At 43.0% G+C, this 24,792-nt stretch carries 30 protein-coding genes; 23 read left to right on the forward strand and 7 right to left on the reverse strand.

All coding sequences use genetic code 11. From position 1 onward, the window contains the following. Positions 1-121: 121 nt before the first annotated feature. A complete protein-coding gene (gene ctaG / locus MHI53_RS07640; protein ID WP_340373153.1) occupies positions 122-1,024 on the forward strand; it encodes a cytochrome c oxidase assembly factor CtaG in 903 nt (300 codons plus the stop codon). A 227-nt stretch (positions 1,025-1,251) separates the two neighbouring features. After that, positions 1,252-1,719, forward strand: coding sequence for a DUF420 domain-containing protein (locus MHI53_RS07645; RefSeq protein ID WP_155645576.1), 468 nt, complete (start codon positions 1,252-1,254; stop codon positions 1,717-1,719). 89 nt (positions 1,720-1,808) lie between these two features. On the opposite strand, the gene MHI53_RS07650 is transcribed toward MHI53_RS07645, so the two are convergent. Next, positions 1,809-2,171, reverse strand: a complete 363-nt coding sequence (locus MHI53_RS07650; protein ID WP_061144078.1) for a YugN family protein — start codon at positions 2,169-2,171, stop codon at positions 1,809-1,811. Between the two features lie 350 nt (positions 2,172-2,521). On the opposite strand from MHI53_RS07650, the gene MHI53_RS07655 reads away from it, so the two are divergent. After that, the gene (locus MHI53_RS07655; RefSeq protein WP_260320326.1) at positions 2,522-3,556 is read left to right on the forward strand and encodes a CAP domain-containing protein; all 1,035 of its coding nucleotides are present in this window, start codon (positions 2,522-2,524) and stop codon (positions 3,554-3,556) included. A gap of 28 nt (positions 3,557-3,584) precedes the next feature. Here MHI53_RS07655 and MHI53_RS07660 read toward each other — a convergent pair whose 3' ends face one another. After that, complete coding sequence (locus MHI53_RS07660; RefSeq protein ID WP_061144077.1) at positions 3,585-4,094, reverse strand: PaaI family thioesterase; 510 nt, start codon at positions 4,092-4,094, stop codon at positions 3,585-3,587. Positions 4,095-4,230: 136 nt separating this feature from the next. Between MHI53_RS07660 and MHI53_RS07665 the strand changes: the two genes are divergently transcribed. From MHI53_RS07665 to MHI53_RS07680, 4 genes are read left to right on the forward strand one after another with little or no spacing between them, the layout of a single operon-like run. Further along, positions 4,231-4,662 carry a YlbD family protein gene (locus MHI53_RS07665; protein WP_061144076.1) on the forward strand — a complete coding sequence of 144 codons (432 nt, stop codon included), beginning with the start codon at positions 4,231-4,233 and terminating at the stop codon, positions 4,660-4,662. A 12-nt stretch (positions 4,663-4,674) separates the two neighbouring features. Further along, positions 4,675-4,917: a YlbE-like family protein gene (locus MHI53_RS07670; protein WP_061144075.1), complete on the forward strand. Its 243-nt coding sequence runs from the start codon at positions 4,675-4,677 to the stop codon at positions 4,915-4,917. Between the two features lie 60 nt (positions 4,918-4,977). After that, positions 4,978-5,403, forward strand: coding sequence for a hypothetical protein (locus MHI53_RS07675; protein WP_061144074.1), 426 nt, complete (start codon positions 4,978-4,980; stop codon positions 5,401-5,403). 60 nt (positions 5,404-5,463) lie between these two features. Beyond that, the gene (locus MHI53_RS07680; RefSeq protein ID WP_061144156.1) at positions 5,464-5,913 is read left to right on the forward strand and encodes a YlbF family regulator; all 450 of its coding nucleotides are present in this window, start codon (positions 5,464-5,466) and stop codon (positions 5,911-5,913) included. Positions 5,914-6,034: 121 nt separating this feature from the next. Here MHI53_RS07680 and MHI53_RS07685 read toward each other — a convergent pair whose 3' ends face one another. Then, entirely contained in the window at positions 6,035-6,358 is a 324-nt protein-coding gene (locus MHI53_RS07685) for a hypothetical protein (protein WP_061144073.1), read from the reverse strand. Positions 6,359-6,494: 136 nt separating this feature from the next. Here MHI53_RS07685 and MHI53_RS07690 point away from each other — a divergent pair, with 136 nt between their 5' ends. After that, on the forward strand, positions 6,495-6,770 hold the full coding sequence (locus MHI53_RS07690; protein ID WP_034313951.1) for a YlbG family protein: 276 nt from the start codon (positions 6,495-6,497) through the stop codon (positions 6,768-6,770). A 31-nt stretch (positions 6,771-6,801) separates the two neighbouring features. On the opposite strand, the gene MHI53_RS07695 is transcribed toward MHI53_RS07690, so the two are convergent. Beyond that, entirely contained in the window at positions 6,802-7,191 is a 390-nt protein-coding gene (locus tag MHI53_RS07695) for a hypothetical protein (protein ID WP_061144072.1), read from the reverse strand. 447 nt (positions 7,192-7,638) lie between these two features. Here MHI53_RS07695 and rsmD point away from each other — a divergent pair, with 447 nt between their 5' ends. Together rsmD and coaD are read left to right on the forward strand one after the other, a co-directional pair. Continuing rightward, positions 7,639-8,214, forward strand: a complete 576-nt coding sequence (gene rsmD, locus MHI53_RS07700; protein ID WP_061144070.1) for a 16S rRNA (guanine(966)-N(2))-methyltransferase RsmD — start codon at positions 7,639-7,641, stop codon at positions 8,212-8,214. Next, positions 8,215-8,700: a pantetheine-phosphate adenylyltransferase gene (coaD, locus tag MHI53_RS07705; protein WP_061144069.1), complete on the forward strand. Its 486-nt coding sequence runs from the start codon at positions 8,215-8,217 to the stop codon at positions 8,698-8,700. It begins immediately after the preceding gene. Between the two features lie 48 nt (positions 8,701-8,748). On the opposite strand, the gene ylbJ is transcribed toward coaD, so the two are convergent. Further along, complete coding sequence (ylbJ, locus tag MHI53_RS07710; RefSeq protein ID WP_061144068.1) at positions 8,749-9,966, reverse strand: sporulation integral membrane protein YlbJ; 1,218 nt, start codon at positions 9,964-9,966, stop codon at positions 8,749-8,751. Between the two features lie 297 nt (positions 9,967-10,263). Here ylbJ and MHI53_RS07715 point away from each other — a divergent pair, with 297 nt between their 5' ends. Then, the gene (locus MHI53_RS07715; protein ID WP_061144067.1) at positions 10,264-11,061 is read left to right on the forward strand and encodes a patatin-like phospholipase family protein; all 798 of its coding nucleotides are present in this window, start codon (positions 10,264-10,266) and stop codon (positions 11,059-11,061) included. After that, positions 11,051-12,070, forward strand: coding sequence for a SepM family pheromone-processing serine protease (locus MHI53_RS07720; RefSeq protein ID WP_340373154.1), 1,020 nt, complete (start codon positions 11,051-11,053; stop codon positions 12,068-12,070). The genes MHI53_RS07715 and MHI53_RS07720 overlap by 11 nt, the downstream gene beginning before the upstream one ends. A gap of 79 nt (positions 12,071-12,149) precedes the next feature. Here the strand turns inward: MHI53_RS07720 and MHI53_RS07725 are convergent, their stop codons facing one another. Further along, complete coding sequence (locus tag MHI53_RS07725) at positions 12,150-13,361, reverse strand: nucleotidyltransferase (protein ID WP_061144065.1); 1,212 nt, start codon at positions 13,359-13,361, stop codon at positions 12,150-12,152. Between the two features lie 218 nt (positions 13,362-13,579). Between MHI53_RS07725 and MHI53_RS07730 the strand changes: the two genes are divergently transcribed. The 4 genes from MHI53_RS07730 to MHI53_RS07745 all read left to right on the forward strand — a co-directional run bounded on the left by MHI53_RS07730 (position 13,580) and on the right by MHI53_RS07745 (position 15,949). Beyond that, on the forward strand, positions 13,580-14,101 hold the full coding sequence (locus MHI53_RS07730; protein ID WP_048684570.1) for a DUF177 domain-containing protein: 522 nt from the start codon (positions 13,580-13,582) through the stop codon (positions 14,099-14,101). A gap of 65 nt (positions 14,102-14,166) precedes the next feature. Then, a complete protein-coding gene (rpmF, locus tag MHI53_RS07735; protein WP_034313929.1) occupies positions 14,167-14,340 on the forward strand; it encodes a 50S ribosomal protein L32 in 174 nt (57 codons plus the stop codon). Between the two features lie 149 nt (positions 14,341-14,489). After that, on the forward strand, positions 14,490-15,248 hold the full coding sequence (locus MHI53_RS07740; protein WP_061144064.1) for an enoyl-CoA hydratase/isomerase family protein: 759 nt from the start codon (positions 14,490-14,492) through the stop codon (positions 15,246-15,248). Between the two features lie 80 nt (positions 15,249-15,328). Further along, positions 15,329-15,949 carry an RsfA family transcriptional regulator gene (locus MHI53_RS07745; protein ID WP_061144063.1) on the forward strand — a complete coding sequence of 207 codons (621 nt, stop codon included), beginning with the start codon at positions 15,329-15,331 and terminating at the stop codon, positions 15,947-15,949. Positions 15,950-15,982: 33 nt separating this feature from the next. On the opposite strand, the gene MHI53_RS07750 is transcribed toward MHI53_RS07745, so the two are convergent. After that, positions 15,983-16,471, reverse strand: a complete 489-nt coding sequence (locus MHI53_RS07750; RefSeq protein WP_061144062.1) for an N-acetyltransferase — start codon at positions 16,469-16,471, stop codon at positions 15,983-15,985. A gap of 463 nt (positions 16,472-16,934) precedes the next feature. Between MHI53_RS07750 and MHI53_RS07755 the strand changes: the two genes are divergently transcribed. From MHI53_RS07755 to MHI53_RS07785, 7 genes are all read left to right on the forward strand, one after another. Further along, a complete protein-coding gene (locus MHI53_RS07755) occupies positions 16,935-17,819 on the forward strand; it encodes a 2-dehydropantoate 2-reductase (protein ID WP_340373155.1) in 885 nt (294 codons plus the stop codon). A gap of 4 nt (positions 17,820-17,823) precedes the next feature. After that, entirely contained in the window at positions 17,824-18,216 is a 393-nt protein-coding gene (locus MHI53_RS07760) for a DUF3397 domain-containing protein (protein WP_061144060.1), read from the forward strand. Between the two features lie 109 nt (positions 18,217-18,325). Then, complete coding sequence (gene bshC, locus MHI53_RS07765) at positions 18,326-19,954, forward strand: bacillithiol biosynthesis cysteine-adding enzyme BshC (protein ID WP_340373156.1); 1,629 nt, start codon at positions 18,326-18,328, stop codon at positions 19,952-19,954. 869 nt (positions 19,955-20,823) lie between these two features. Continuing rightward, entirely contained in the window at positions 20,824-21,255 is a 432-nt protein-coding gene (gene mraZ / locus MHI53_RS07770; protein WP_053345229.1) for a division/cell wall cluster transcriptional repressor MraZ, read from the forward strand. Positions 21,256-21,307: 52 nt separating this feature from the next. Continuing rightward, positions 21,308-22,246 (forward strand): 16S rRNA (cytosine(1402)-N(4))-methyltransferase RsmH, encoded by a 939-nt coding sequence (gene rsmH, locus MHI53_RS07775; protein WP_340373157.1) that lies wholly within the window; start codon positions 21,308-21,310, stop codon positions 22,244-22,246. A 25-nt stretch (positions 22,247-22,271) separates the two neighbouring features. Further along, on the forward strand, positions 22,272-22,625 hold the full coding sequence (gene ftsL / locus MHI53_RS07780) for a cell division protein FtsL (protein ID WP_061143461.1): 354 nt from the start codon (positions 22,272-22,274) through the stop codon (positions 22,623-22,625). Between the two features lie 2 nt (positions 22,626-22,627). Beyond that, positions 22,628-24,787: a penicillin-binding protein gene (locus MHI53_RS07785; RefSeq protein WP_061143460.1), complete on the forward strand. Its 2,160-nt coding sequence runs from the start codon at positions 22,628-22,630 to the stop codon at positions 24,785-24,787. Positions 24,788-24,792: the final 5 nt, after the last annotated feature.

Below are 24,792 nucleotides of genomic sequence, written 5' to 3' on the forward strand. Positions count from 1 at the left end.
GCCGGTTTTTCTTTTTGTGCCGATCATCAAGAATGAAAATCCAGGATTATCTATATTTGTTACTATGTTTCATTTTAGGTATAATGAAAGCAAGGAAAAAGTTGATGAACGAGGTGATATTTTGTCTATTGATATTTTTGGATTTCGTGCATTATGGAGTCCTTACTATTTTGCGGCCCTCGTACTTATAACCGTAGGCTATTTTTGGCTGATGACAAAGAAAAGGGGACGGTTTTCGGGCGGTACATCGCTTACCGGCAGGCAAATCACCTATTTTTTAGTGGCCATGATTCTTTTATATACTGTGAAGGGGTCGCCGCTAGATTTGTTGAGCCATATCATGTTCAGCGCCCATATGTTCCAGATGGCTTTGCTCTATCTTGTGATTCCCCCTTTATTCATCATTGCAATCCCGGATTGGGTTTGGAGATCTTTCATAGATTCAAGGGGAGTGCATGGTTTTTTTCATTTTTTTACTAGGCCTCTATTTGCCCTTTTACTATTCAATGTTCTGTTCTCGTTATACCATATTCCATTAGTGTTCGATTTCATTAAAACGGGAATGTGGATACATGCGGGGTACACGGTGCTTTTGTTTGCGACTGCCATTCTGATGTGGTTCCCGCTTGTCAATCAATTAGCAGAACACGAGAGCCTCTCAGGTGTGAAAAAGGTGGCTTATATTTTCGGGAGTGGGATCTTAATGACCCCGGCTTGTGCATTGATCATTTTTGCTAACGCACCTTTGTATGATACGTTTACGAACGCGGAATCTTGGGCGAGCGCGATGGAGCTTTGCGTACCTGCATCAGCACTGTCCAACTTAACGCTCAGTGGTCCGGAAATGTTCAATGGATTGCCCTTGCTTGAGGATCAGCAGCTTGGCGGAGTTCTGATGAAGGTGATTCAGGAAATCGTGTTGGGCTATGTTTTAGGTGTCATTTTCTTTGCTTGGTTCAAAAAAGAGAATGGCGGGCAAAACGATATCGATCCGATCCCGGTGGATTTTCAGACGGTCAAATAGCTGCTTCATAAAGAACTTGTCTAAAGACAGACAAGTTTTTTATCTGTTTGCCGCCCCATCCCCATACGAATATAAAGAGATGAATAAAGATTCAGCCTAAATAGCCAGTGATTTGTCTTGGTTTTTCTGTAAAAGTGAGCATTCTGTTAATAATGCTTGATTTTATTGAATTTTATGATTGCCTCTTATAAAATGAAAGGTGATTAATAAATATAGAGAGGAATACAATTCTTATGTCTTTACCAATCCTTCCAACGATAAGTACAGCCTTCATTGTATTAAGTGCCATCACTGTTGCAATAGGCTGGTATCAAATTAAACAACGTAAAATCGAGACCCATAAAAAAACGATGATGGTAGCTGCCGTCTTTGCGGTGATCTTTTTCGCCATCTATCTCTCTAGAACGGTGTTCATCGGCAGTACGTCATTTGGCGGACCGGATGACATTAAAATTTACTATACGATCTTTTTGATCTTTCACATCACGCTTGCCACAACCGGAGCTGTCTTGGGAATCATCATGCTTACCACTGGATTTAAAGGGAATTTTGCCATTCATAAAAAAATTGGGCCTACGACAAGCATCATCTGGTTTTTCACCGGGATTACGGGAGTGGCCGTTTACATCCTGCTTTATGTCATTTATCATGGCGGAGAGACGACCTCTTTAATAAAGGCGATCCTAGGATTTTAAAATCATCAAAAAGCCTGGTGCAAAAAGCATCAGGCTTTCGTATTAAATTGCCGAACCTCTTATTTGCAACGCGCTTTTGTTGAAGGCTATTACAGGCCGTTGAATTGTGTAAGTTCCTCTTTCACCTGTGCGAGGATTTTTTCACATTGTTTAACTAGAGATGCAGGGAAATCCTCACCTTCGCCATATTCTACTCCATGTGGATAATAGTGTTTTCCCAATAGCGGAACCATCAGTTTGATGACCGCCCTGTGGGCCCCGACATCGCCTTCTGTGGCATAGCCAAGTATTCGCAAGTAAAAGGTGCCTTCTTTCAATTCGAATTTACGATCGTAACTGACTCTTTCATAATCCCATTGTTCGGCACGAATCAACCCATATTGCGGCATTAGGTCATCTAATCGGTTTAGGTCGGCTGAGATATTTTCAATTTCAAAGCTTTCAAATTTCACGAGTAGTACCCCCTATGTTCAGTATTTAAGAATGAAAATGACATACCGGAAAATATTATGTACAAGAATATATTAAAAATCTCCAAGTATGTTTATAATATACCATTTTATCCTATATTTTATAATAGTACGAATTGCTGGAAGTTGCAATGAACTAAAACCACCGTATTTTAATCATTCGCAAAAGTATCGCTAGTGAATAAATTTATTGAAGCGGCAGTTTATCGTAAATTAGAAAATTATGATTGAACAATGATATAATCAGGTAAGGTAAGCAAGGCTTTTGCATTGGATACATAAAATAGATAGAGAGAGGGTGTGTTCCTCTGCGCAGATTAGGTAAGGTTTTCGTGTTGATCATTATTTTTTTCGTTATTGGTATTTATCTTAATATCGGCAATGAAGATGAAGGGAACCCTCTTATTGATGGTAATAAAGGTGTTAATCCCAATGAACATATAAATGAAAAGTCCAATTCCCCCGAAAAGGGAAGGGCGCCTAAAGCAACGGAAGGGTTGGCCGTGACAATCGGGAAAAATGCAAAAGAGATCGAAGAGGAGTTCGGTGAGCCAGATCGGATTGATCTGTCGGCCTACGGATATGAATGGTGGGTTTATAAAAAGGACTATAGCCACTACATTCAACTAGCCATTGAATCTGGAAAAGTGGTATCGGCTTACGGAATCGGTGAGAAGGTTAATGTCGCGCCATTCAAGATCGGGCAAACCCTTGATGGCATCTATTCCAGCTTATATGTAGAACCTACGGTCGATATTGAGGTTGACGATAGTTCCTATCGTTTTGAATTGTCTGAGGAAGATATGAATATGAGGCCGTTGATCAAACTTGGGAACATTCATGTTCAGCTGTATTTGGATAAATTCACAGGGACCGTATCAAGCATCCGATTTTTAAATGATTCCGCCCTTTTGAAGCAACAGCCCTATGAGTTGACCTATCATGGTAAACTTCCGAGCGCTGAGACTTTATCCGAAGAGGACTTGAAGAAGGTGGATGATGGGAATGAACAGCAAATTTTTGATATCACCAATATCATGCGCAGCAGGTTCGATTTGAAGCCTCTGGAATGGGAAGGTCCTACAGCGGAGGTTGCTTATCTTCATAGCAGGGAAATGACCGACTCGATTGAAGGAACACATGTTTCCGAAGCGAAAGGCGACTTGGAAAAACGGCTTGATGCTGGTCATGTTACATACAAGGCAGCAGGTGAGAATATTGCCGCTAAATATGTAGACGCAGCAGCGGTGATGGAAGGCTGGCTTAATAGCAAGGGTCATCGTGATACGATGCTGAGTGAGGAATTCACCGGTCTAGGGGTCGGCGTTTATAACAAATATTACACCCAGAATTTCATAAAAAAATAACAAAACGGATCCGCAATGGGTCCGTTTTTCATTTTCTGGCATCTTGCATTTTCAAGATGAAAAAATTTCCCGTGGATACAGCACACAGTTCCCCATCATCACGGTGGACCTTCCCCACGATGATGATCGTTTTGCTTCCGGTATGGATTAATTCGCATGTGCATGTCAATGAATCACCGATGGCTGGTTTAACATATCTGACCTGGATATCCGTAGTCACCGTTGCATGGCCTTTTGGAACGGTCGAGCTTGCCAGCGTCCCCATGGCCGTATCAATAAGAGTGGCTATCATGCCTCCATGGGTAATGTTCAATTCATTATGTACAAGAGGCGTGTTGGGCATGGTCATCGTAAGTCTCGTCCCGTCGGTGCATATATTCTTATTTAACTGGAGCAGGCTGGAAATATAGGAATATTTCCTTTGCTCCCTTCTTGCTTTTAGTCCGGAGATTAATCCGGATAAAATGGATAACTCTGTTGCATCCGCTGACTCTGCCAGCTTTTGAAATTCTCTGATCACATCACCTGAATCCATCATGGAATTCCCTCCTTCATTCCTTTACCTATATTATACTATAAAGAAAATGAATGACAGTAGAAAAGGGAGCGATGCACTTTTTATTTCCCTGTTGCATATGGTGAAATAGGCGATGTCTAAGTGTGAGGTGAGAGTAATGGCAAAAAAAAAGCGCCCCTCCGTGGATGGATTTAGGGAGTTTGTCAAGAAGCACCCTTATTTAGTGAATGAAGTGAGAAACAAGCAAGCAACATGGCAGGAACTTTTTGAGGAATGGTATTTACTCGGTGAGGATCATCCGCGCTGGCAGGCTGAAGTCGGCATGAATCAACCTGTTGTGAATGCAGGATCTCCAACACAGCCGGTGGAAAAGGAAGAAAGTACGGAGTTGATCGGTACGATAATGAGTGCAGTCAAAAATATGGATATGGGGCAGATTCAACAATATATTGTGAATGCCAACCAGGCGATCGGAGCCATCCAAGGAGTTCTATCTGCTTTTCAGGGAAATAAATCAGGGGGTGAATCGAGCCCTCCTGCAAAAGAAAAAGAGCAGAGAACCAACCCTTTTTTATTCACAAAAGATTAAGGAGGGATTTTGATGCGTCAGAATATATATGAATTCATTCAAACGAATGAAGATATGCGAAATTACTTGAGAGTTCAACCTGCTTGGTACAAAAGATTAATGCGTAATCCTCATGAAGTGGATGTTTTCGAAACTGAGGCTAAATATTATTTCGAGAAGTCGATTCCTCATCGTGTTTCTAAATTTTCCGAAAGCGTTCAGGTTGCCTCGATGATGCTTCATATGTTTCAAGCCATGAACGCTCCCGGTGAATGAAGAAAAAAAGAGTAATTTACTCCGTTTTGCTAACAATAAAGGCAAAAGGGGGACGATGGTATGAGAAAATTGATTGTCGGTCTAGCAGTGTTGATGGCAGTGGCGGGTTGTGGCAAGAAAATACCCGAACCTGAAAATGCAAAAATGGCTATACAGGATGTATCAACCCTAAAAGCTGCCACCACTGTATCAAGCATTCGAAATTCAGATGAGGATTTTCGGGTGAAAACGTTTGTAAAGGGCAACGCCGTTTATGTAGAGTGCTACTTGAAAAACTATGGTTTTTCAAACGAGAATGGTGAAAATGCGGCAACGGTGTCCGTATATATTGATAATGATAAAAAAGTCGATATGAAAACGGCAGCATTTATTGTAAAGGATGTCCCGAGTGGCAGGCATAAAATGAAGCTTGAGATATTGAATGGTTCTGGAAAGAAAACGGGACTGCAAAAAGAGTTTGAGGTACATATCACTTCTTCGCTCTAATTAAACCATTAGCATCTGTAAGGGAGTAATGGTAAAATGAAGGTGGAGGTGAGCTTGTTAATGCTTGCTACTATGGAAATCATCGACATTCTGCAACAGGCTGATGGATTAGCTGAAATGATCCTTCATTCTGAAATAGGAGAAGAATATCTCCTTAGTTTATATAAATTACAGAGCGACAAAGAGGCACAGCAAAAAATCTCGAAGTTCACTTCTTTGAAGGATCTATTCGAGGATGTCCAAAGGTTCGGTAAATATCATCCGGATTATAAACGCATCAACTTAGAAACGAGAGAGGCAAAACGGGATATGGATATGCACTCTACCGTTGCCGATTTCAAAAGGGCGGAGACCGAACTGCAATCCGTTCTTGATGAAATCAGCGGAAGGATCGGCCGCGCGGTTTCGGAGCAAGTCAAAACGCCTGCGGGCAATCCATTTTTTGTCTCTTCGGGTGGGTGTTCAACCGGAAGCTGTGGCACTGGAGGAAGCTGCGGGTGCTCTGCCTAACTAGTCGAACCTAAAGGTTTGCTGGTTGGCCGGCTTTGACGCAGTGCATTAAAGCCATCGGAATTCGTTAGTTTTCTCGGAGTCCGGTGGCTTTTCCATGTGCAGAACCTTAGGGAAGCGGTCAACTGCGAAAAAGGATACAATCCGGACAAAGATTTCCGCAGCAAAACATCTTTTTCTGCGGGACAAAAAAACGATGGCGGAATACATATACCTGCTCTTCCTGCCTGACGAAAATGGTTTCACAATGGAGCTGCTTGCCGCGCATCGAATGGCTCGCAGCCTTTTTTATGAGGAAAAAAAGCAACCCTTCATCCTTTTCCGGTGATTGGTAATGGATATATATAAAGGGGATGCCGGTGAACTTCTTTACCGACGCTTCGGTAATTTCATCATTAGCCAGAAGGTGAACGATAAATTGATGCCAAATTTGATCTAAATCCATTTTTTTTGAGCTCCCTTCCAGTAATTATATTCATAATAGTGAGAGAATTTCGTTTATAATCTTTTTCTTGGTTGAAAGTAAAGATTCTGCTATGCTACACTTAGTTAAAACCTTTATAAAAGGGAGTTATTGAGATATGCTTGGAGCGAGACAAGGAATCATCGTCTATTTACATACATTAAAACAAGCGAAAATGCTTAGGAAATTTGGAAATATCCATTATGTTTCGAAAAAACTGAAATATGTGGTCCTATATACGAATATGGATGAGGTGGAGCCCTTAGTGGAAAAGCTGAACAATTATTCGTTCGTAAAAAAAGTGGACCTCTCTTATAAGCCATTCTTGAAGGTGGAATACGAAAACTCCAAACCGGATAAGGCGAAGGAATATGATTATAAGATGGGGATTTGAAAAAAACTGACTCAAAAAGAGTCAGTTTTTTTTAGCCCAATGGAGGAAGGTATCTATTCATTCGCAAAATGCCGATTAAGTGCTGGTAGTAGAGCTCGGTTTCTGCAAAAAGCACCGAGGATTTCACATCGATTTCGATGATCGGTTTATCGAGCTCCTCAGCCAAGTTCTCAAAAAGCTCATAGCGTTTATTTTTGGTAATATGCGGATTCGGTATACCTTCACGGCAAATATAAAGCGGTTGGAATTTACCGGGATCCGTAGGCTGCATAACGATGACCATGGAGGTTACCTGTTTATCGTTTATGGTTGTATGCAGCGCCAAAAGCCTGATGACACGATGTTTTTGGTTGCGCCCTACCTCGAGCAATTCATATATATCAGAATGTCCTTGTCCAAGTTCAATAAAACGTTGAATCAATTAAACCTCTCCTAACTTGCTTATTATTCATTACTTTATCATTTTCCTCCTTAAAAGAGAAGGACAACTTATGTTGAATCATGACAAGAGATGATTGGTTTAATCGGTACATAAAAAAAGCCCTGCAAAAAATTTGCAGGGTCCTTCTATGTCTAACTATGGACCAGAAGGCAAAGGGAGAGGAGAAACCGGAGGAAGAACTTATGGGGAAACGTAAGCCTTCTCCGCGGTTGGCAACAACACCTAAAAAGGAATGTTGTTATTCTTATTATGACCAAAATTTGTTATCTTATTCAAAATGAATGAGATTTGTAAATTTGTCCTCCAGAGGAAACCAAAAGGGAAGCCCATCGCGCCATGAGGAATCGTATTAAATATTGGCTTGCTTTTTCGAATATGTTAGGATAGGAAAGTAACAGAAATTTGTCATAAAATGTGGTGAGAATGATGAGGGTCGTTTCCGGTATTTGTAAAGGAAGACCACTTAAGGCTGTACCGGGTACAGGAACCCGGCCGACTACGGATAAAGTGAAGGAATCCATCTTTAATATGATTGGACCTTATTTCGAAGGAGGTTTAGTCCTCGATTTGTTTGCAGGTAGCGGCGGCCTTGGAATTGAAGCGTTAAGCAGGGGCATGGATAAAGCCATATTTGTCGATCGCGACTTTAAAGCAAATCAAACGGTTAAATCCAATTTGGAGCTATGTAAGTTTACAGACCGTGCAGAAGTTTATAAAAATGATTCAGAGCGTGCTTTGAAAGCCTTGGTCAAGAGGGAAATGGCGTTTGAGTTAATTTTTCTTGATCCGCCGTATAAGAAACAAAAGCTAGTGGAAATTTTGGAAGAAATACATAAATACCGATTACTGAGCGATATGGGGTATATCGTTTGTGAACATGGACATGACGTTACGTTGCCGGAAAGTGTTGCCGGCTTTACCGTTAAGCGGAAAGAAGTGTATGGCGTCATTGCTGTTACGATATATCACTGGGGAAACGTACACGAACAGGGGGAACTATGAATGTCCAAAATAGCGATTTGTCCAGGGAGTTTTGATCCAATAACATTCGGTCATCTTGATATCATTCAAAGGGGAGCCAATGTTTTCGATGAGGTATATGTCGTCATCGTGAATAATTCAGCGAAGAATTCCCTTTTTTCAGTGGAAGAAAGGCTGGAATTGATTACGGAAGCTACGAAACATATGCCTAATGTTAAAGTGGATTTCTATCAAGGATTGACGGTCGACTATGCTGAAAGCGTTTCCGCCAACGCCATTATCAGGGGATTACGGGCGACTTCCGACTTTGAATACGAAATGCAGGGAACTTCCATGAACCGCTTCCTTAACAATAAAATTGAGTCATTCTTTATCATGACTAAAAATCAATATTCTTTCTTGAGTTCAAGTATCGTGAAAGAGGTCGCGAAATATGGAGGAGATATCTCCGAACTAGTTCCGCCTGTTGTCCAGGAAGCCCTTGCCAAAAAGTACGCACAACAGTAAAAACAGAAAAAAAGAGCATTGCCAGCCGCGCAATGCTCTTTTTTCTGTTTATGATAGTCCTTTGAATAACCTTTTCGTGAAAATGATGATATAAAGGACGAGAAAAAGCAGGGTAAGGATCGGACCGAAATCAATCATATATTGATATAGGGAGCTTGCCTGTTCCCCTGTATTGCTGACTGGGAAGGCATGCACCGGGCTGCCGCTATCCATATTGCCTCTATAGAATGGTACCCAAAGCAAGACGGTGATCATCGATGCCAAAAAACCATGTGCTACTCTGGCAAGGAAAAACGGCAAGAAACGAATGTCGGTCGATGCTATGATGCTGGCAACCTGTGCCTGTATGCTGAACCCGTTGAAAGCTAGGATGAAGCTTGTCATAACTGTCTGTTGGAAAAGACTCGCATTTCCGACGGCGCTGGTCAACTTTGAACCGAGCGTCATTTCAAACATTCCTGAAATGAACGGGAGGCTTAAGGAATCCGGAAAATGAACAATATGTAATACCCCTCCGACCCATGTTGCGAGCAGTACGGTAATATTCATGTGAAACAGAAGCTTGTTGACTACCGAAAAGAGAATGATGAAACCTCCGATCATTAATAAGGTTTGAATCGATGAGAGTACGGCGTCTCCGAGCAAACTGCCAAAGGGTCTTGTTTCCTTAATTCGTGTCCGGTGCATCTCGCTAAAGGCTTGTCTAATGGAGGGGAGCTTGGTCATGGATTTCGGATGGGATTTTTCCTCTTTCCGCCGGTAAAAACGCATGATGATGCCTACACAAAAATTCCCCAGGTAGTGGGAGAGTGCAAGGATGATCCCCAAATGAGGATTGTGGAAAAAGCCTACGGCAACGGCAACGAACAAAAACAAAGGATTGGATGAATTAGTGAAACAAACGAGTCTTTCAGCTTCAATGCGGGTCAATTGTTCCTCCTGGCGAAGCCTTACCGTGAATTTTGCACCAGCAGGGAACCCTGATGCAAGTCCCATGGCCCAGACGAACCCGCCCACTCCGGGTACACGGAATAAGGGCCGCATGAATGGTTCGAGCATGACACCGATAAACTTCACTACTCCAAAACTGATCAATAGCTCCGATAAAATCAAAAATGGTAAAAGGGAAGGGAAAACGATTTTCCACCACATATTCAGCCCGCCTGTGGAAGCTTCAAAGGATTCTTGGGGGAAGGTGATCAAGCCGACGGCCAGCATCGTGACGAAGGCGGCCAACAGTATTGTTTTCGATTTTGATTTAAGCAAAATTCAGCCTCCTTTTGAAGGTTACTAAATAGGGGCAGTCCATTTTGTATATAATAAAATATGAACTTTCTTTTCTAGAAAAGAAAAGTGCAGGATGCCATGTGATCTGCATGCACATGGCTACATGGGCAACATCGTACATTGTAAATTCAATGACCACATTAAACCACACGGGACATGCATTCTCCGCCAAGCTTGTTTCACTGTCAATATAAATAATATGCTTCTATAAATCCGTTTAAGACCATAACTTTGAATGAGTTGTATTTTCAATATTTTTCAACAGGGGGGATATCTTTGTCGGAACCAAAGGTCGGGCTAGCTCTTGGATCGGGAGGAGCGAGGGGGTTTGCACATATTGGAGTGATAAAGGTATTGGAGCAAGAAGGAATTCCAATCGATATGATTGCCGGGAGCAGCATGGGGGCAATGGTGGCGGCCTTTTATGGAGCAGGTTCGGACATCGAACGCCTATATAAGCTGTCTCGTGCATTCAAACGAAAGTACTATTTGGATTTCACGATTCCTAAAATGGGCTTCATTTCTGGGAAACGAACAAAGGATCTGATCAGGGTATTTACATATGGAAAGAATTTTGAAGAACTCGATATTCCTGTGGCTGTTGTCGCTACTGATATAAAAACGGGAGATAAGGTCATTTTTCAAGAAGGTCCCATCGCCCCTGCAGTCAGGGCGAGCATTTCGATTCCCGGAATATTCATTCCCGAAAGAATTGGCAAGAGGCTGCTTGTCGATGGCGGGGTCGTTGACAGGGTTCCTGTTTCTGTCGTGAAGGAGATGGGGGCCGACATCATAATCGGAGTGGATGTCGCCCATGTGAAACAGGACATGGAGATAAACTCCATCTACGATGTAATCATGCAAAGCTTGGATATCCTGCAGATGGAGCTTGTTAAAAGCAGGGAATTTGCTTCAGATATCATGATACGTCCAAGGGTCGAGAAATACAGTTCTAAATCATTTACAAACGTACAGGAAATAATTAGTATTGGAGAAGAAGCAGCAAGAGGAAAGATCGATCAAATTAAACAAAGCATTGTTACTTGGAAGGAGTCCTTTGAAGATGAACCGTAAAATGTATGTACGCACTTTCCTGGTGGTTGCTATACTTCTCATAGCATCAGCACTTTATTCTTTACCTTTTTATGTATCCAAACCAGGAATGGCTAAGGAATTGGAGCCTATTATAGAGGTTTCAGGCGGGGATGAAGCGAAAGGGAGCTTTATGTTGACTACGGTAAGGATGGGCAGGGCGAATATTTATTCCTATTTGCTGGCGAAATGGAGCAAATATCAGGAGCTTTATCCGGAAACCTCGATCAGGAGCGCAGATGAAACGGATGAAGAATATAACATTAGGCAATTGCACTTAATGGATGGTTCTAAAAATAATGCCATTCAGATAGCATATGAAAAAGCTGGGAAAGAAGTAGATTATCAGTATTTAGGTGTGTATGTTTTGGACGTGCTTAAGGGAATGCCGGCTGCCAAGGAACTGAAAGCGGGCGACCAAATCATTCAGGTCGATAACCTTAAATTCAAATCTGCGCAAGAATTCATGGGCTACATTAACGGAAAGAAAGCCGGTGATAAGGTAGAATTGGTGTATAAGCGGGAAGAGACGGAGAAAAAAGCCGTATTATCCTTGGAGCCTTTTAAAGATGATCCGAACAGGGTTGGCATAGGCATTTCACTCGATGACAACCGAAAAGTGACAACAAAGCCGGCGATCGCCATCGATTCTGAACAAATAGGCGGTCCTTCCGCAGGATTGATGTTTTCCTTGGAAATTTATAATCAATTGACGGAAGGAGATCTTACGAAAGGTTACGATATAGCCGGTACAGGAACGATGTCGGATGATGGGACAGTCGGCCCGATTGGCGGAATCCAGCAAAAAATAGTGGCTGCCGATAAGTCTGGAGCGGAAATTTTCTTTGCCCCAAACGAAAACGAAGCAGACGGCTCGAATTATGAAGATGCACTTATAGCAGCGAAGGATATTGGTACGGAGATGAAAATTGTCCCGGTCGATAACTTTGATGATGCTTTAGCCTATTTAAACAAGTTAAAGGAAAAATGAAAAAAAGCGCAGGCAGGTTAACTGTTTGCGCTTTTTTGTTCAGGAAATCCCTTTTAATGGGCCATGCCGGAATCGTTCTTCATGTAAGGATGAGGGGAGCTTCGTATTCCCGTTTCATCAGGGCAGCTTGAGACGGACCGGATAAGCCAAGTGCGTATACCTGCGCTGCCCGGACATCCATTTCGATATCCTGCTTTTGATAGGCAGACAATTTGGATATGAGCGGTAGCGGCAAGTCCTTCTTGACGTTGTGCAAATATTCCCGTCCCTTGCCATTCATGCCAAGGAGCCTGAAATAGGTTGGGAGGTGAGTATGTGCCATATCCTCCTTTGAAGTATGGGTCAATATATGGACACACATACGTTGGAGCCGTGTCCATGTGTAGCGTTTTGTTTTCAGCCCCGTCATGAACTGTGAAAAGGTAGCGGCAGTTTGAGCCATCTGTTTGATCCGATGCTCTATCCCTTCCTCGATTTCATAAACCTCTGCCAATTCGCTTAAAGAAGAAGAGAGGATCCGATATTTCAACAAAGGCCAATACATTTCCCAATCATGCAAGGCGCGGTAGCTCGATAGGTAATGCTCAAGACCTGTTCTTGTCGGTCGGGGAACATAGTTTGAAACGGAATCCAAGCCTTTGCCCCCTTCTTCCTGGATGGCTTTGCGTATCCCTGTCGCGCTGGCAATGGAATCATTGGACAAATCAGTATCATGGTATCCGGCAGCAACTCGTCGGATCGTATAGGGGCGGATTGAAAAACCGTTAGTAAGGGCAGCACTTACATATTCCTTTCCAAGAATATTATTGGGCTTCGTCAAATCCAAGGCCCCCTCGTCCTTGACGATCGTTTGATAAGCTTTGGCCGCACTTGCTGGATAGCTGTTTCCGGCATCCATGGCCAGTTTGACGGCGGCATCGAAAGGAACCGATCGATCCGACATGACTTTATGCGCGGTGATGAAAGGTTCAATCCTGCCATCTTCGCTCCCGAAACAAAAAGAGTCGCAGCCAAGATACTCCAAAAGGGAGATGGAGCCTCTTGCGAAGATCTCCGCCTTCTGCGTTGCAAAAGCGTAAGGAAGCTCGAGGACCAGATCGATGCCTCCTTGCAGGGCCATGGCGGCACGGGTCCATTTGCTGACTAAAGCAGGCTCTCCCCGCTGTAAAAAGGGGCCGCTCATCACTGCCACCACGATATCTGCCCCGCTTTCTTCCCTGCTTTTTCTTGCATGTAAAACATGTCCATTGTGAAAAGGGTTATATTCGACTACTAAACCGCAAGCCTTCATTCGTTCACCTCAGAGAAAAACTTTGTATTTTTTCAACTTAGTGCTAAAATAGTATTTCAAGTTAAATTCTATAATGTTTCATCGTGATTTCTTGTTCGAAAAGAATCTCAAACTTTCGATAATCAGTTAGGATGACTACATTATAGTGTAAAGAAAAAATATTGACAAACTTATAATTGAAAGCTATAATTATTTTTGTTGCCTTGAGGTGATTTCATTTGAAATGGACGATTAGTCAACTTCAAAAAATTCGGGACAAAGATTTACGGTTTGATGAACTGGTGGATGTCTTAGACATTAGAGAAAGAGACCCGCAAATTCGCGATGTTTCTCCGATCAGAGTAGCAGGAAGAGCTGATATCAGCTCGACCGAGATTACTTTTCACTTGCATCTTTCAGGTGAATTGACATTACCTTGCTCCCGTACACTGGTAGACGTTAAATATCCGATTGATATTGATACAAAGGAAACCTTTCTATTAAAGGCAGATGGCACTGATTTCTACGGAGATGATGTCACTGTTGTAGAAGGCGATGTTGTAGACCTTATACCGGTAATTAAAGAAAATTTATTGCTAGAAATTCCGATGCAGGTTTTTTGTGAGGATGTCGATTCCAATGAAGCTGCTCCTCAATCCGGTAAAGACTGGGCCGTTATTTCTGAAGAGGAAAATGAGCATAAGGTTGATCCGCGATTTGCAAAGCTTGCCGACTTTTTTGACAACAATAAAGAATCTTGATTGGAACGGAAAATCGTTAATCCGATTTTTCCAGCTTTTTTATATTTTTTAAGGAGGTGGGAATAATGGCTGTACCTTTTAGAAGAACGTCGAAAACTGTAAAAAGAAAACGTCGTACACACTTCAAGCTTCAAGTACCTGGTATGGTAGAATGCCCAAGCTGTGGTGGAATGACTCTTTCACATCACGTTTGTAAAGAATGTGGAACATACAAAGGAAAAGAAGTTGTCGCAAAATAATTTCTTTTTCTACTTGAAAGCTTTGCTTTCTTGATGCAACACGCTAATCAAAGCGCAGAGATTTTCTCTGGGCTTTTTTTATAAGTTCATTTGGCGGAATATTCGGGAAACGCAACAACTTAAATGAAGAATATGGCGGAGGTGCTTACGTGAATCGGGTGATTAAGGTTGAAAAGGACTTGCGCGGTTTCATGAAGGTCATATTTAATAGACCGGAGAAAAGGAATGCCGTTAATTATCAACTTATGGACGAACTCGAATCGATATTGGCGGAAGCGGCCCGCGATGACGAGGTTAAAATGCTTGTCCTAACAGGGGCGGGTACCAAGGCCTTCTGCTCAGGCGGGGATTTGAGTGAGTTTCAAGATTTATATACCGAAGAAGAGGCCTTTACGATGTTATCGCGAATGGGTGAGATTCTGTATACACTAGCAGTTTTTCCAAAACCGACCCTGGCCTATATTAATGGCAGCGCTATTGGCGGTGGATGCGAAATAGCGACTGCCTGTGATTTCCGTTTAGCGAAAAGCGGAGTCAAGCTAGGATTTGTACAAGGGACGCTAGGGATCACTACGGGCTGGGGCGGCGCATCGATTTTACTTGAAAAAATACCAGGGCAAAAGGCGTTAAAGCTATTGATGGATGCAAGCATACATAAGGCGGAAGAGGCTCAAGGATTCGGTTTCGTAGATGAAATAGTCGGCGAGGAAGGATGGGAAGGTTTCGCGGAAAAATTACTCCGCCATGAGACAGGGGTATTGGCGGCTTATAAAAAGGTGCTGGTCAATAAGTGGCAGGCGAGTGGCCTTAAAGGGAGAATGGAGGCTGAAATCCATGAGTGTGCCAAACTTTGGGCAAGTGATGCACATCATGCTGCTGTCCGCCGTTTCTTAAGCATGAAAAAATAAAAAATTACTGCCTCTATATTTCTTCTATCTTTCCTAGCATGTGCATATTATGAATTAAAACTTGCTAAGGAGGTAGAGGGATGTCGATTGCGAGACAAGATGCATGGACCCATGATGAGGATTTGCTGTTGGCTGAAGTGGTGCTAAGGCATATAAGAGAGGGCAGTACACAATTGAAGGCCTTTGAAGAAGTGGGGAAGCAATTATCAAGAACATCGGCGGCTTGTGGGTTTCGGTGGAATTCTTTTGTAAGGAAGCAATATAAATCGGGGATCGAGCTGGCAAAGAGACAAAGGAAGGAACAGGCCGTCCTTGAGCCTGATGCGGAGCAGAATCCTGTTGCAGCAGTGGAACATAGCAAGTTTGAACAAGAGGAGTCCCAAGAGGAAGTACAAGATTCTATTACGCTTCAGAAGGTAATATTATATTTAACCAAAATGGATGAGTTCTTCCAGGTTGATAATAGGGAGAAGGAACGGATATCCGCGCACTCCCTACTTATTGAACAGGAAAATTGCCGTTTGCAGGAAGAGAATGCCCTGTTGAGAGAAAACTTGAATGCTGTGGAGGAAGATTATCGTGCACTGATGCAAATCATGGAGCGTGCCAGGAAGCTTAGTGTACAAGAGGATGAAAAAACGAACCCGAAAGTGAGTTTTCAGATGGATAAGAACGGTAATTTGGAAAGAGTCAACAAATAAAAAAGGCGGGTGGAAAAATCCGCCCGCATTTCGTTATTCTTCTGTATCTGTTTCTGTCTTCGTTTGGTTGTCGAATGGGCTCCAAATCAGCGGGTTTTCTCCGAGGTCCCGGTCCATGTCATAGGAAACGGCAGAAAAGCCCATCTTTTTCCAAAAATCTTGTGAGTGAACCCTTGGATTGGTTTTAATAGGCATGTTCAGGCTTTTGGCGAATTCGACCAAAGCTTTTCCATACCCTTTTTTCTGATAGTTAGGGAGGACTTCAAGTTTCCAAAGAACAAGGAAGTCCCTTGAATTGTCAAAATACTGATCAAATTTAGCGCTTCTTTTGTACAGGCTCATCCTGGCTACAAGTTTGTCGCCGTAAAAGATTCCATAAAAAGGTGATTGGCTGTCATTTTCGATGATGTTACCTTCCAAATCATCTAGCATTGACAGTTCCTGAATCCCGTATTCTTTGAATTTTTTGAATTCCTCAAGCGTTTTAAAATTTACAAGTAAACGTTCCACCTTGTATTCCATAAAAAAGCTCCCCCTTAATTCTGATAAACCTCTTCGATAGTGACCTTCGAAAGTCATCCCGCTGCCAGGTACCTTTCCGAAACCCGGCAAAAGGCTAAATCTAGCATGACATCGACCCATCCTGCTGACTTATGCTTATAGCCATTGCCAACCATCTCCGCCCCTAGCCTTCGATTGCTCGCCGCTTTTAGGTTGGAGGTATTTTCTATCCCTTAAAGAGTGAAGATTGGCTAAGCTTTTCGTATCTAATATACCATTAATTCAATGTTTAAAGAAGAAAATAAATCTCCGGCATCTCATTTATGGCACTTTTAATTGGAATGTTTTTCGAGTCGTGCGCATCGGATCTTCCTAACGCTGGGTCGCGGAATTTTTCAAAGGGGATGGTATGAAATTAGATGCAGGATAAAAAAGATTATGTGTTAAAATAGTAAATATATCTAGAAAAGTAAGGATTGGTAATATGCGCATTGGAATCATTGGAGGAGGGGCGATCGGCCTGCTGTTTGCATCTCGTTTGAGCGGCAAACATCTTGTGACGCTCTATACTCGCACAGAACAGCAGGCCTCAATCATCAATCATGACGGGCTCCGGCTAATCGAAGAAGGTGAAAGCCGGTTACTGGACAGCGTCATGTCGAAAAGCTTGGACGAAGGGATAACCGATCACGACCTCCTTATTACGGCAGTTAAACAATACCACCTTCCACACATCCTTCCTGCGATCAATAGCCTTGATGTACCGTTATTGTTCTTGCAGAATGGCTACGGGCATATTGCTCATTTAAGGAAGCTGAAATCTCCTGCCGTCTATGTGGGAGTCGTGGAGCATGGGGCCTTGAGACATGATGCGAATACAGTGGAGCATACCGGGCTTGGCCTTACCAGGATCGCTTCCTTTAAAGGGGAGCTGGATCGGCTCTCGTTAGTGAATGAGAAGATAGATGGTTTTCCTTTTATTAAGAGCGGGGACTATCGATCGATGCTCCTCGATAAACTTGTCGTCAATGCAGTGATCAATCCATTAACAGCGATCCTGCAAGTGAAAAATGGCAGCTTGATCACCAATGCTTTTTATTATCAATTGTTTCAGGAACTTTTTGATGAGATCTCCGGGATTTTGGAATTGGAGAATAAAGCAGAGTCATTTGAACATGTCAAATCCGTTTGCATGGCGACTGCAGGGAATCGATCGTCCATGCTCAAGGATTTGGAAAAGGGCAGCCAAACGGAAATTGATGCTATATTGGGTCATATACTTTCCATGGCAGAGGGTAAGGGGAAAACTTTTGGCCTGGCGTCTTCTCTATATAAGATGATCAAGGGGAAAGAGACTCAGGGGGGATGAGTGTGTGCCGAACGTTGTTTCTAGTCTAGTCGCGATATTCATTACATTGCCTTTTGTAGGGTATATACTTTTTTTTATAGGCGCCAAACAATTCACGGGAAACCATAGGCGCTCCGTTCAGTTCGCGATGGACATGAGTGCGCTGCTTTTCGTAATATCCGTCCATTATTTAATCATTGCCATTTGGGATAAGCATATCCTTTGGGTGATCATGCTGATCATGATCGTCAACGCATCCGTGGTGGTCATGGTCCATTACAAGGTGAAAGAGGAAATCATCTTCCATAAGGTGGTAAAGGGTTTTTGGAGAGTGAACTTCGCCTTCTTTTTCGTTGCGTACATTCTATTATTTTCCATCGGATTAATTACAAGTATTACAAAGATATTTACTACATAAAATAGAACACCACATCAATTTTCTGCTGCTGGGCAACTTCTTTTGTTTTCTTAAACCGGAATGTTATACTCTAAAAAGAATTGTAGTTGCAGAGAAAGGGAGAACAGAAATGGAGATGAAAGATCTCGCGTTACCATCTTTAAACCGTTTTGCATCGGACTATTTACAAAACCATCTTGAAGCGGAGGATTATTTTCATTATGACTTGTCCAAGCCGGCTATATATCGCGATAGATATAATGAATTGATGAACCGTGCTTTTTCCCGTCGTGAATTATCCGATTACATACAACGATACATGTCCCGTTTTTCGAGCAGTGAGGGAGTTAAAGGAAATATCGAAAGGTTGCGCAGGGATGATTCCGTTGTCGTGATCGGCGGACAGCAGGCTGGGTTGCTATCAGGTCCGCTTTATACCATCCATAAAGTGATTTCGATCATAAAACTTGCGGAAGAACAGGAGAAAGAACTTGGACGCCCTGTCATACCGGTTTTTTGGATAGCCGGGGAAGATCATGATTTGGCTGAGGTCAATCATGTGTATGTTATGAAAAACGGAAAGCCGCACAAAAAAACGTATCCTTCCTATCAGCCTTATAAAACGATGGTATCGGATGTGGAGCTTGAAACGGAAAAGGCAGAGAAGTGGTTCGAAGAAATCATCGAAACCTATGGAGAAACGGCCTTTACGAATAAACTCCTGATCAATATGAAAGAAACGATTAAGGAATCGAAAACCTTTGTCGACTTTTTTGCCCGCCTGATACATGAGTGGTTCCATGAATATGGTCTATTACTCGTGGATGCAGCAGATCCCGACTTAAGGCAAATCGAGAAGGGTCACTTTGTATCGATGATCCAAAAAAGTGAGCGGATCGCTGAAGTGGTCGAGGATCAACAAGCATTCATGCAGGCAAAAGGTTATCCGAAAATGATCGAAATGGATAGACACGCCGCGAATTTATTTTATTATGATCCAGAAAAGAAAGATCGATGTTTACTGGAGCGTGTAGAGGGCGGCTTCAGCGGTAAAACCGCGGAGGCATCGTTTTCGGAGGCGGAACTGCTGATGATAGCCCAGAATCATCCTGAACGGCTAAGCAACAATGTCATCACACGTCCGCTTATGCAGGAAATGCTATTTCCGGTATTGGCCTTCATTTCCGGTCCGGGGGAGATTGCCTATTGGGCCGAATTAAAACGTGCCTTTGAGTTGTTTTCGATGAAAATGCCGCCAATCATCCCTAGGTTAAACATCACGATTGTAGAACGGGGTGTCCTAACCGATTTAGAAGAAATGGAACTTACTTTGGAAACTGTTTTGACTGAAGGAACCGCCAATGCTGTAAAACGGTACTTGGAAGCAGTGGAAGATGAGAAAACGGCTGATCTCTTCGGGAAACTGAAATCACAGCTTGAAGAGAATCATAAAAAACTCTCAGACCATGCTGTTTCTTTAGATAAAGGGATTGAGCCGATGCTGAACAAAAATATGGAATTCATCCAAAAGCAATTGGATTTCATATATGGGAAAATCGGTGACCGAACAAAGGAACGTCATGCGGTTACATTGAAAAAATATGAACGGATCGCCCATTCGCTTTTTCCGCTGGAATCGCCTCAAGAGCGGATCTGGAATGCTTTTTATTACCTGAATCAATATGGAACGGAATTCATTAGCGATATCATGAAGCTGGATTACCAATTCAATAATCAGCACAAACTGATTTTCATTTAGAAAAACGAGCCGTTTTGGGAATGGTGGCGGATTAAATTTCATGCTGCATAGCGTTGCTGAATGCCAACCCCTGTCGAAGGTTAATAAATGGAAAAAAGGATGAATGCTATAGCCTGTCTAGGTTTGTAGTTTAAGGGGGTTCGGATTGGAAAATTCCGAACCCCCTTTTATGTTCAGAGATTGGCTCTGCTAAACCACTTACGGTCAGCCATTTTTCAGGTGCTTTCATGTAATTGGTCCTTACAGTTTTGGAAGCGGAATGGGAGCCTCGGACCCGCATGAAGTGGTCCAACACACTTGCTCTTCTTGCGAAAGAAACCTTCTTTTATTCGGGGGTGTGCATAGGGTAAGGAGGTGGGATTTCTTTGTTGAAAATAGTGTTCAATAACTTGTAAGTTGGCCGATACAAAAACGTTATGGTCTGCGGTCGCTTAGAATGAAAGGGTAAAAGTGCAACAAAGTGGTTTGGGACGGAAGGTGCGAGACTCCTGTTGCAAAGGTTACGTGATGCCCCCCCAGGCACCCGGACCGACCGTTGAAAACGAGTGCCTTTCATTAAAATCCTTCGAATGTTGCACACGTAAACTTCGCAGGTATTCATCGAGTTTGTCCACAGGATGAAAGACAGGTGCTAAAGCCTGTCTTTTTCTGTTTCCTGGACACCTGTCAGGCATTGCTTCGACAGGAATAGCGGGACTGCGTCCTAGTTTGAGTCCATTCGAGGGAAATGCACGGTTCTTTGAAAAAATTGGCTAAATAAAAAAGGCATTGAAAAGAAGGGAATTATTACTTGGAAGGAGAAAGTAAAAACAAGTGGAGAAAGGTGGGGGATTGTGGTACATTGAGATTAGAATGTGGGGGTAATGGGTATGTTCATGGGAGAGTACCATCATAACATCGATATTAAGGGCCGTTTGATAGTCCCAGTGAAATTCCGGGACAATCTCGGGGAGCAATTTGTATTGACCCGCGGACTCGATCAATGTTTATTTGGTTACCCTATGGAAGAGTGGAAGCTGCTTGAAGAAAAGCTGAAAGCCTTGCCTTTAACAAAAAAAGATGCCCGGGCCTTTACCCGTTTTTTCTTTTCTGCAGCGACAGAATGTGAAATTGACAAACAAGGGCGAATTAATATCCCCACGCCGCTTACTTCATATGGCCAATTGGAAAAAGAATGTGTAATTCTTGGTGTTACCAATCGTATTGAGATTTGGAGCAAATCCCTTTGGGAAAACTATTTTTCAGCTTCGGAGGATTCTTTCGCTGAGATAGCAGAAAATATGATTGGCTTTGATATTTAAGGCTGCCCTCAGAAATAGAGTCACTCAATAACCGATTGGAAGGATGTCTAGCATGTTTCAACATACGACAGTGTTATTAAAAGAGACGGTTGATGGATTGAACATCAAACCTGATGGAGTTTACGTAGATTGTACACTAGGAGGAGCCGGTCACAGCGAATACTTGCTTTCACAGCTCTCTGACAAGGGCAGGCTTTATGCTTTTGATCAGGATGAAACGGCGATTCGGAATGCTAAGGAAAAACTGGAAAGCTATGGTGAACGCATCGTGCTTGTTCCTAATAATTTTAAATACTTGAAAGAAGAGTTGAATGCCAGGGGAATCGAGAAAGTCGATGGGATCCTATACGATTTAGGAGTGTCATCGCCTCAATTGGATACACCGGAACGGGGTTTCAGTTATAACCATGATGCTCCTTTGGATATGAGGATGGACCAAAGTGCGGCCATTTCTGCTTATGATGTCGTGAATTCTTGGTCATTCCATGATTTGATGAGGATTTTCTTTCAATACGGAGAAGAAAAGTTTTCCAAGCAAATCGCCAGGAAAATAGAAGCGGCACGCGAGATAAAACCGATTGAAACGACATTCGAGCTTGTGGAGCTGATTAAAGAAGGGATCCCAGCACCTGCAAGACGTAAAGGCGGACATCCTGCAAAACGGGTATTTCAAGCAATCAGGATCGCCGTGAACGATGAGCTTGGCGTCTTCGAGGATTCCCTGGAGCAAGCGATTTCGCTTTTGGATATGGAAGGCAGGATTTCGGTTATCACATTCCATTCACTTGAGGATAGGATTTGCAAAACGGTATTTAAGAAAGCGAGCAGCATGCCGGACCTTCCGCCTGGACTCCCTGTCATACCGGATGAATTCAAACCAACCCTAAAAATCATAACGAGAAAACCGATATTACCTTCGGAAGATGAATTGGAAGGGAATAACCGTTCACGTTCGGCTAAGCTAAGAATTGCTGAAAAGCAAAAAATATAGAAAAAATCAGTAAGGGGGAACAGGAATGAGTTCCATAGCCAAAAAAATGCAAGAACAGCAATATGAAGACCAACATCAGCAACAGACACAAACAGTGGTCATCCGTAAGGCGAAGATATCCATTGGTGAAGTTTTCTTACTATGTGCCCTTGCTATTATGGTTGCTTTTATGGGAGTGAAGATCGTTTCCAATCAAGCGGCCATTTATGAAACGAATAAAGAGATCCAGCTTGTTGAGTCGAAAATTGACGAACAGGGCAAAGTGAATGATGATTTGAAAGTGCAAGTTGCCGAACTTAGTACATACGAGAGAATTTGGAAAAAAGCTGCAGCGCTTGGGTTCAAGTTAAATAAGAATAATGTGAAGGGTGTGCAGTAATAATGCAGAAACAAAAAAATATGAAGCATGGGGCAGCCGGATTATTCTTCTTATTCGGCCTGCTCTTTTTTGTTTTAATTTGCCGCTTTTTATATATTCAGGTGACAGGAACAGCAGGCGGGGAAGTGCTTGCTTCGAAAATCGAAAAGAAATACGAGAAAAAACAGGTGATAGAGGCAAAAAGGGGCAGCATCCTCGATACAAAGGGGGAAGTCATCGCCGAGGATACTTCATCTTATATCTTAAGAGCTGTTCTCAGTGACAAGGAACCTAAGCACGTCGAGGATCCGGAAATGACCGCGAGCAAGCTTGCTAAATATATTGACATGGATGAGCAGGAAATTTATGAGCGTCTTACCAGTAATAAAAAGGCTTATCAAGTCGAATTTGGCAGCGCGGGCAAGGATTTGACCCAGGTCGTCAAACAGAAAATCGAAAAAATGGAGCTGCCGGGCATTACATTCGGAAGGACGAATAAACGTTTTTACCCGAATGGAATTTTCGCATCCCATTTGATAGGGTATGTGGAAAAGGATGAGAAAACGGGCGAGATGGCCGGTAAGTTCGGCATTGAGAGGTATCTCAACAAAGAATTGAAGGAAACGAACGGGAAGCTGACGTATGACAGTGACTCATGGGGATTGCTATTACCGGATGCGAAGGAGAAAGTGGTTGCCCCGGATAATGGCAATGATGTCATGCTGACCATCGACAAGAAAATCCAAACCTTCTTGGAAGATTCATTGAGCAAAGTGCAGGCAAAATATGATCCCGAGCAAATCATAGCGATCGTATCCAATCCTAAAACGGGAGAGATTGTGGCGATGGGACAAAGGCCCACCTTCCATCCGACAACGAAAGTCGGGCTTACGGATACATGGCGCAACCTTGCCATTGAAGAAACCTTCGAGCCGGGATCAACGATGAAAACCTTCACGCTTGCGGCGGCTGTTGAGGAAGGAGTCTTCAAACCGAACGATAGTTTTGTAGCGGGAACCTATAAGGCCGGTTCAGGGGAAATTCATGATCATAGTGGAATCGAAAGAGGGAAAAGCATGACGTTTCTTGAAGGGGTCCAACGTTCTTCCAACGTCGCTTTCGCAACACTTGCCATGGATAAGATCGGTGCGGATACTTTCAGGGAGTATTTGACGAAATTCGGGTTCGACAACAAAACGGGAATCGATTTGCCGAATGAAATAACCGGTAAAATTCAATATAAGTACAAGCTTGAAAAAGTGACCACTGCCTTCGGGCAAGGTTCGACCGTCACCCCGATCCAACAGATCCAGGCTGCTTCCGCCATAGCCAATGACGGAAAGATGATGCAGCCTTATGTGATCAAAAGCATTTCCGATCAGGATACAGGCAAGGTTTTGAAAACGACAAAGCCGAAAGTGACAGGGAACCCGATTTCAGCAGAGACTGCCAAGCAGGTGCGTGACTATTTGGAAACGGTCATTTCTGCGAAAAAGGGGACAGGAAGCAAATATGCCATCGACGGATATGAAGTCGCAGGAAAAACGGGTACTGCACAAATTGCCGGTCCGACTGGAAGATATCTGGAAGGGAAAAATAATTACGTATTCTCCTTTTTAGGGATGGCTCCAAAAGATGATCCGCAATTGGTCATGTACGTGGCAGTGAAGCAGCCCAAGCTGGGTGCTTCTTATGTCGGAGCAGACCCATTGTCAGAGATTTTCAATCCGGTCATGCAGAATAGCCTGCAATATTTAAACATCAAGCCATCTGATGTGAAAAAACAAAAAGCGATTGACATCGCCGACTATACCAACCAACCTGAAAGCTCCGCCGCCAAGGAGCTGAAGGAACTTGGTTATGATGTAAGCACTATAGGGAGCGGGCGTAAAGTGCTCGATCAATCCCCGAAGGCTGGGAGCACGCTTCTGCAGGGCGAAAAAATCATCTTGAGAACGGAAGGTGAAATGAAAGTTCCGGATATGACAGGGTGGTCCTTGCGGGACGTCATGAAATTCGCTAATGTCGCCAAACTGGACCTCAAAACGACAGGAACGGGATATGTGAGTAAACAGAATCTCCAGGCAGGGAAAAAGGTGAAGGAAGGGGATTCCTTCCATATTGAATTATCCCAGCCAGAAGGGGCTACTGAAGATATCCCGAAAGATAAAAAAACCGAATGAGCAAT

It is taken from the genome of Peribacillus sp. FSL E2-0218, assembly GCF_037992945.1.
Taxonomy (GTDB): domain Bacteria; phylum Bacillota; class Bacilli; order Bacillales; family DSM-1321; genus Peribacillus; species Peribacillus simplex_B.